This window comes from Neobacillus rhizosphaerae, from assembly GCF_050477885.1.
GTDB classification, from domain to species: domain Bacteria; phylum Bacillota; class Bacilli; order Bacillales; family Cytobacillaceae; genus Neobacillus; species Neobacillus rhizosphaerae_A.
In genome coordinates this window covers 59,634-65,772 of sequence record NZ_JBCNAC010000066.1, presented here as the reverse complement: position 1 = coordinate 65,772, position 6,139 = coordinate 59,634, and the positions used below count along the sequence as shown (strand labels likewise).

The 6,139-nt window shown below is 38.8% G+C and carries 6 protein-coding genes; 4 read left to right on the top strand and 2 right to left on the bottom strand.

Going from position 1 to position 6,139, the window contains the following annotated elements; genetic code table 11:
- Positions 1–147 precede the first annotated feature (147 nt).
- Complete coding sequence (locus ABES03_RS08800) at positions 148–1,899, top strand: ABC transporter transmembrane domain-containing protein (protein WP_430116911.1); 1,752 nt, start codon at positions 148–150, stop codon at positions 1,897–1,899.
- Between the two features lies 1 nt (position 1,900).
- Entirely contained in the window at positions 1,901–3,694 is a 1,794-nt protein-coding gene (locus ABES03_RS08795) for an ABC transporter ATP-binding protein (protein WP_430116909.1), read from the top strand.
- A gap of 70 nt (positions 3,695–3,764) precedes the next feature.
- Here ABES03_RS08795 and ABES03_RS08790 read toward each other — a convergent pair whose 3' ends face one another.
- A complete protein-coding gene (locus ABES03_RS08790; protein ID WP_335530801.1) occupies positions 3,765–3,941 on the bottom strand; it encodes an aspartyl-phosphate phosphatase Spo0E family protein in 177 nt (58 codons plus the stop codon).
- A gap of 272 nt (positions 3,942–4,213) precedes the next feature.
- Between ABES03_RS08790 and ABES03_RS08785 the strand changes: the two genes are divergently transcribed.
- Together ABES03_RS08785 and ABES03_RS08780 are read left to right on the top strand one after the other, a co-directional pair.
- Positions 4,214–4,921 (top strand): cytochrome c biogenesis CcdA family protein, encoded by a 708-nt coding sequence (locus ABES03_RS08785; RefSeq protein WP_413301119.1) that lies wholly within the window; start codon positions 4,214–4,216, stop codon positions 4,919–4,921.
- A 125-nt stretch (positions 4,922–5,046) separates the two neighbouring features.
- A complete protein-coding gene (locus tag ABES03_RS08780) occupies positions 5,047–5,517 on the top strand; it encodes a CcdC family protein (RefSeq protein ID WP_430116907.1) in 471 nt (156 codons plus the stop codon).
- Between the two features lie 80 nt (positions 5,518–5,597).
- On the opposite strand, the gene ABES03_RS08775 is transcribed toward ABES03_RS08780, so the two are convergent.
- Positions 5,598–6,029: a DUF2621 domain-containing protein gene (locus ABES03_RS08775; RefSeq protein WP_430116906.1), complete on the bottom strand. Its 432-nt coding sequence runs from the start codon at positions 6,027–6,029 to the stop codon at positions 5,598–5,600.
- Between the last annotated feature and the right edge of the window lie 110 nt (positions 6,030–6,139).

The following is a 6,139-nucleotide window of genomic DNA, read 5'->3' as shown; positions in this document are numbered from 1 at the left end:
CGCCTGCGGGGTCTCCCCTGAACCGTACTCCCACAGGAGTCTTCGCGCCTTCCGCTCCAATCAACAGGAGTTAAAAATCAACAATGTTCTTTAACACAGCCTATTTATAAAAGGGTGTGTTACTTTAAGGGTGTTGGGGGCGGTTGAATGAAAGTATTTTTAAATTTAGGCTGGTTTTTTAGACAAGAGAAAAAAGCGTACATCTCAGGCATTATCTTATTAATGCTTGTTGCAGTACTGCAATTAGTGCCGCCAAAAATTATTGGGATTGTAGCTGATCATATCAATGAGGGGACAATGACAAAAGGTATACTTGCTCAGTGGGTGCTGGTCCTTGTCGCGGTAGGGGTCTCGATGTATGTCCTACGGTATTACTGGAGAATTAGAATTTTCGGTTCAGCGGTCAAACTTAGTAAAATCTTAAGAAATCGTTTGTATCAGCATTTTACTAGAATGTCTCCCGCCTTCTATCAAAAAAACCGCATTGGTGATCTTATGGCACATGCAACAAATGATCTTTCTGCTATCCAGCAAACGGCAGGAGCAGGGGTGCTGACCTTGGTCGATTCCCTTTCAACAGGAGGCTTCGTTATTATTGCCATGGCCTTTACGATCAGCTGGAAATTAACCTTAATCTGTTTACTTCCCATGCCGTTCATGGCGATGTTAACTAGCTGGTTTGGGTCGATGTTACATAAAAGTTTTTATAAAGCCCAAGAGGCATTCTCCTCCTTAAACGATAAAACGCAGGAAAGTATCACAGGGATTAAAGTAATTAAAACCTTTGGGCAGGAACAAGAGGATATTGAAGATTTTCGCAAGCAATCAGAAGATGTGGTGCAAAAAAATATTGTTGTGGCCAAAATCGATTCTCTCTATGACCCTACCATTAGCATTATTGTCGGTATTTCCTTTTTCCTATCGATTGCCTTTGGGGCGAAGTATGTTCTAAATGGAGAGTTAACGATAGGAGAATTAATTTCTTTTACTGCATACCTGGGATTATTGGTTTGGCCTATGCTTGCGTTTGGCTGGTTGTTTAACATCGTGGAACGCGGCCGTGCATCCTACGATCGTGTGACATCATTATTGAATGAAAAGGTAGAGATAACAGATTCGGAAGCATCATTAGATGTGATGCCATATGGGGATATTCAATACAAAATTGATGAATTTACGTATCCAGGGGAATTACGACCTATTCTGAAAGATATTTTCATTTCCCTTGCTTCAGGAGAAACGCTCGGGATTGTTGGGAAAACAGGATCAGGTAAAACGACTTTGTTAAAGCTGCTGATTAGAGAGTTTGAGGGCTATAAGGGGGATATTCTGTTTGGTGGAGAAAAGTTAGCGAATTATAAACTAGAAAGTTTACGCGAAGCGATCGGATATGTCCCACAGGATCATTTCCTATTTTCAGCAACGGTTGCAGAAAATATTGCCTTTACAAATCCAGCGGCAACAGAGAATGAAGTCATGAAGGCAGCAACATTAGCCAATATTCATGAGGATATTCTTCAATTTACGGAAGGGTATCAAACCATTGTTGGTGAACGCGGCGTGTCTTTATCAGGAGGACAAAAACAAAGGATTTCGATTGCGCGTTCCCTATTAATGAATCCAGAGGTTTTGGTGCTTGACGATTCACTTTCAGCCGTCGATGCAAAAACAGAGGAAGCGATTCTCACATCATTAAGAGAGAATCGTGAGGGGAAAACAACCATTATCACCTCACACCGCTTAAGTGCTATTCAACATGCCAATTTTATTATTGTCATGGATGAGGGAAGCATCATCGAAAGGGGTTCTCATGAGGAATTGATGAATAGTGACGGTTGGTACAAGGAAATGTATTTACGCCAGCAACTAGAAGAGCTGGTTGAGCATGGAGGGCACTAAAATGGATGAGAAAATACAACTATCAGAGCGGGAACAAAGGAAAATCTTATTTCGCCTTCTATCCTACACCAGACCACATAAAAAAATAATCGGGTTTGCTTTTGTTTTATTGCTATTAACCACCATTGGAGATATTGTTCTTCCTATTTTAGTGAAAGTCTTTATTGATGATTATTTGACACCAGGGAGGCTAGAGTATCAACCATTACTGGTTCTTGGTTCAGTGTACATGGGCATTCAAGTGGTCAAAGCGATTCTATTATTTTTCCAATTTGTAAAATTCCAAGAGATCGCTTTATATATTATCCAGCAGCTTCGCATTGATGTTTTTTCGAAGGTGCAATCACTTGGCTTAAGATACTTTGATAAAACGCCTGCAGGAAGTATTGTATCGCGGGTGACGAATGATACGGAAGCGATTAAGGATATGTTTGTTACTGTCCTAGCCACCTTTATCCAAAGTGGATTTTTGCTTACAGGAATATTCATTGCCATGTTTATTTTAAATGTAAAACTTGCCTTAATGTGTGTCATTATTATTCCAATATTACTATTTGTCATGAATTTATATAGGAAATTAAGCTCTCGTTTCTACCTTGATATGCGGGAACGACTCAGTCAATTGAATGCTAAGTTAAGTGAATCTCTCCAGGGTATGTCGATTATCCAGGTATTTCGTCAGGAAAAACGTCTTCGTAATGAGTTTGGAGAAATCAACGAGAAGCATTATAATGCAGGAATGAAAAACATAAAGATTGATGGATTGCTATTACGGCCAGCTATTGATTTGATTTATATTTTTGCCTTAATCCTTGTCTTAAGCTATTTCGGGTTTTCTTCCTTTCAACACAGTGTAGAAATTGGGGTCATCTATGCGTTTATCAATTATTTGGACCGTTTCTTTGAGCCGGTTAATCAAATGATGATGAGGCTCTCTTTGTATCAGCAAGCCATTGTAGCTGGTTCACGAGTGTTTAAATTATTAGATGAGGAAGATTTAGCTCCAGCTCAAAAGGAAGAAAAGACCCTATCGATTGAAGAAGGAAAGATTGAGTTTAAGAATCTAAGCTTTTCCTATGATGGAAAAAGGGATGTATTAAAGGATATTACTTTCACAGCAAATCCAGGTGAAACGGTTGCTCTTGTCGGGCATACAGGAAGCGGAAAGAGTTCTATTATTAATCTAATGATGCGATTCTATGAATTTGATCGTGGTGAAATTTTGATTGATGGCGCTTCGATTCGTGAGTTTACAAAACCTGAATTACGGGAGAAGATGGGGCTTGTATTACAGGATCCGTTCTTATTTTATGGGACGGTAAAGGATAACATTCGGCTACATAATGAAGGGATGACGGATGAACAAGTCGAAGAAGCAGCAAGGTTTGTTCAGGCCCATACTTTTATCGAAAAGCTGGATGATGGATATAGCCATAAAGTGGTGGAAAGAGGGTCTACTTTTTCAAGTGGCCAACGGCAGTTAATTGCATTTGCCAGGACCATTGCAGCCAATCCCAAGATATTGGTTCTTGATGAAGCAACAGCTAATATTGATACGGAAACTGAAGAAGCCATACAAACGGCTTTGGCGAAGATGCGAAAGGGCCGTACCACTATCGCCATTGCCCACCGATTATCAACCATACAGGATGCCGATTTAATCCTCGTCCTTCATCAGGGGGAAATAGTAGAACGGGGTACCCATCAAGAGCTATTGGCACTTGGTGGTTTATACCACAAGATGTTCCTGCTGCAAAATGGTGGCGTGGAGCGCCTAGAGGATGTTGTAAATTAATAGAAAAAGCCTGGCATGTGATTGCCAGGCTTTTTCTATTGAAAGGAACCATTTTGAGTGGGAGCTGTCTCTAGCAAGCCGATGATGGAACTTTTTTTATATATACTTTATTATATTCATTTAAAAGGTGATCAAGTTCCTGACTATAGCGAATTGCCACGGAGGAAGACAAGCCGTTCGTTATTGCGACTTGAATTAATTCAGCACGTTTTTTTTCAATTAAGGTAATTAATTCTTGTTTAATCACGGCCGATTTCCTTTCCGGAGTAACTCCTAGGTTTTGGTGGTAGTTGAATACAAGTCTACCAAAATGACATTGTTTTACTAGTATAACCTATAATGTAAATTACTTCAAAGAGATTTGTAAATAAATATCCAACATTTTAGGTGCTAGTTGGAAAAAATAAATAGATTTTGAAGTGGTGGCTTAGAGACACAAAATATTCATGTTTAATCATTATCATTTGGTGAAAAGATTTGTTAGAATGAAGAAGTATCGACTATAGTGGGAGTGTTAATATGACGGATATAAATATATTTTTGGCCCTTGGTGCTGGATTCTTAAGTTTTATCTCACCATGCTGTTTACCGCTTTATCCCGCATTTTTGTCTTATATCACGGGCATGTCTGTTGGGGAATTAAAAACTGAAAATGCTATGCTTCAAAAGCGAAGTCTTCTACATACGATCTTTTTCCTTTTAGGGTTTTCAGCTATTTTCATAGCAATTGGATTCGGTACGTCTTTTATTGGACGCTTTTTCTATGAATACAAAGATTTAATTCGTCAGCTTGGTGGTATTTTTATCGTCTTATTTGGATTAATGATTGTTGGTGTATTTAAACCGGAATTTTTGATGAAAGACCGGAAATTAGAGTTTAAAAATCGACCATCTGGATTTATCGGTTCCGTTCTAATTGGAATGGCTTTTGCTGCTGGATGGACGCCGTGTACAGGTCCCATTCTATCATCAGTTATCCTGCTTGCGGGATCGAATCCTGGATCAGGTGTTTTGTATATGACAGCCTATTCCCTAGGGTTTGCAATCCCATTTTTGATTTTATCTTTCTTTGTTGGAAGGATGCAATGGATTCGCAAAAACAGCGGCAAGATTGTGAAAATCGGTGGTTACATTATGATTGCCATGGGTGTTATACTTTTCTTTGACTGGATGACAAAAATCATTATCGTCTTCCAAAGCATGTTTGGCGGCTTTAGTGGATTCTAAGATTTGTAAAATTTAACTGATGTAGTTCAAAAATGGATGCCGATACAGTGAAAATATTTTTTCATTCGTGATCATTTAAGCTATAATGGGGAAGTAAATAATTAGATAAAGGAAGATTGAACCCAATGAACTACGTTGTTGTTTCTTCAATCGGTGCAGTCTTTATGGGCTTTTTCGTATTGTTCGTTCGTATGAAGGCCGCAAAGAAACCTGCAAATGTAAAAAAGATTATTCTACCGCCTGTTTTCATGTCCAGTGGGGCCTTGATGTATGTGGTACCAGAGTTTCGCTTAACCCCTATGGAAATTTTAGAGGCCGTAATCGTCGGGATGCTTTTTTCTATCTTACTAATCAAAACCTCCAAGTTTGAGGTCCGTGACAACGATATTTATTTAAAACGATCAAAGGCATTTGTGTTTATTTTAGTCGGATTATTAGTCGTCCGTCTTGTGGCTAAATCGATCTTGAGCAGCACGATTGATTTTGGCCAGCTAAGCGGAATGTTCTTCCTGCTCGCGTTCAGCATGATTGTTCCGTGGCGGATCGCGATGTATCGTTCTTATATGAAACTATATAAAGGGTTAAAGAGACATTAAAAACTAGTAAAACACTGATTCAATTTGAGTCAGTGTTTTTGTTATTTTGGAAAAATAAAAACCGTCCCAAGATGGACGGTTTAGAATAAATGCTCGTACGGCTTTACATCAATTCGATTTTCAAAAAGCTTCTTGCGTAAAAATTTATGATCTCTTTTTGGTGTTGCCTGTATATAACCACGAATGACCAGTTCTTCAGTAATCATATCAACTTTCTCATTAAGCGCAAGTTCGCCAATTTTCCCAGCGATTTTATGACGAGCTACATCTCGGAAAAGCTCAGGAACCGGGCTGACTAAATCCTCAAGTAGAGCCTTTTCTTCAGCACCCCATAGGTGACGTGTTTCATTTACATAATGTTCTTCCCAATCCATATTCGACTTGCCATCTTCTTTAGGCATCTTTTTCAAAAACTTACGGAACATAAAAAATCCGCCGATTGCGAATGAACCTACTAGAAAAACGACCCAGAACATGATAAACCACAAAAACCAACCACTCAACTGCTGCATTCTATTCACCTACAAAAACTATTTTTTCATCTTATTATAGACTTTTTTTTGTTGGGATGACAAGTAGTTGCCATAACTGAATGAAAGTTGGGGATTAGAGTCTAGTTATG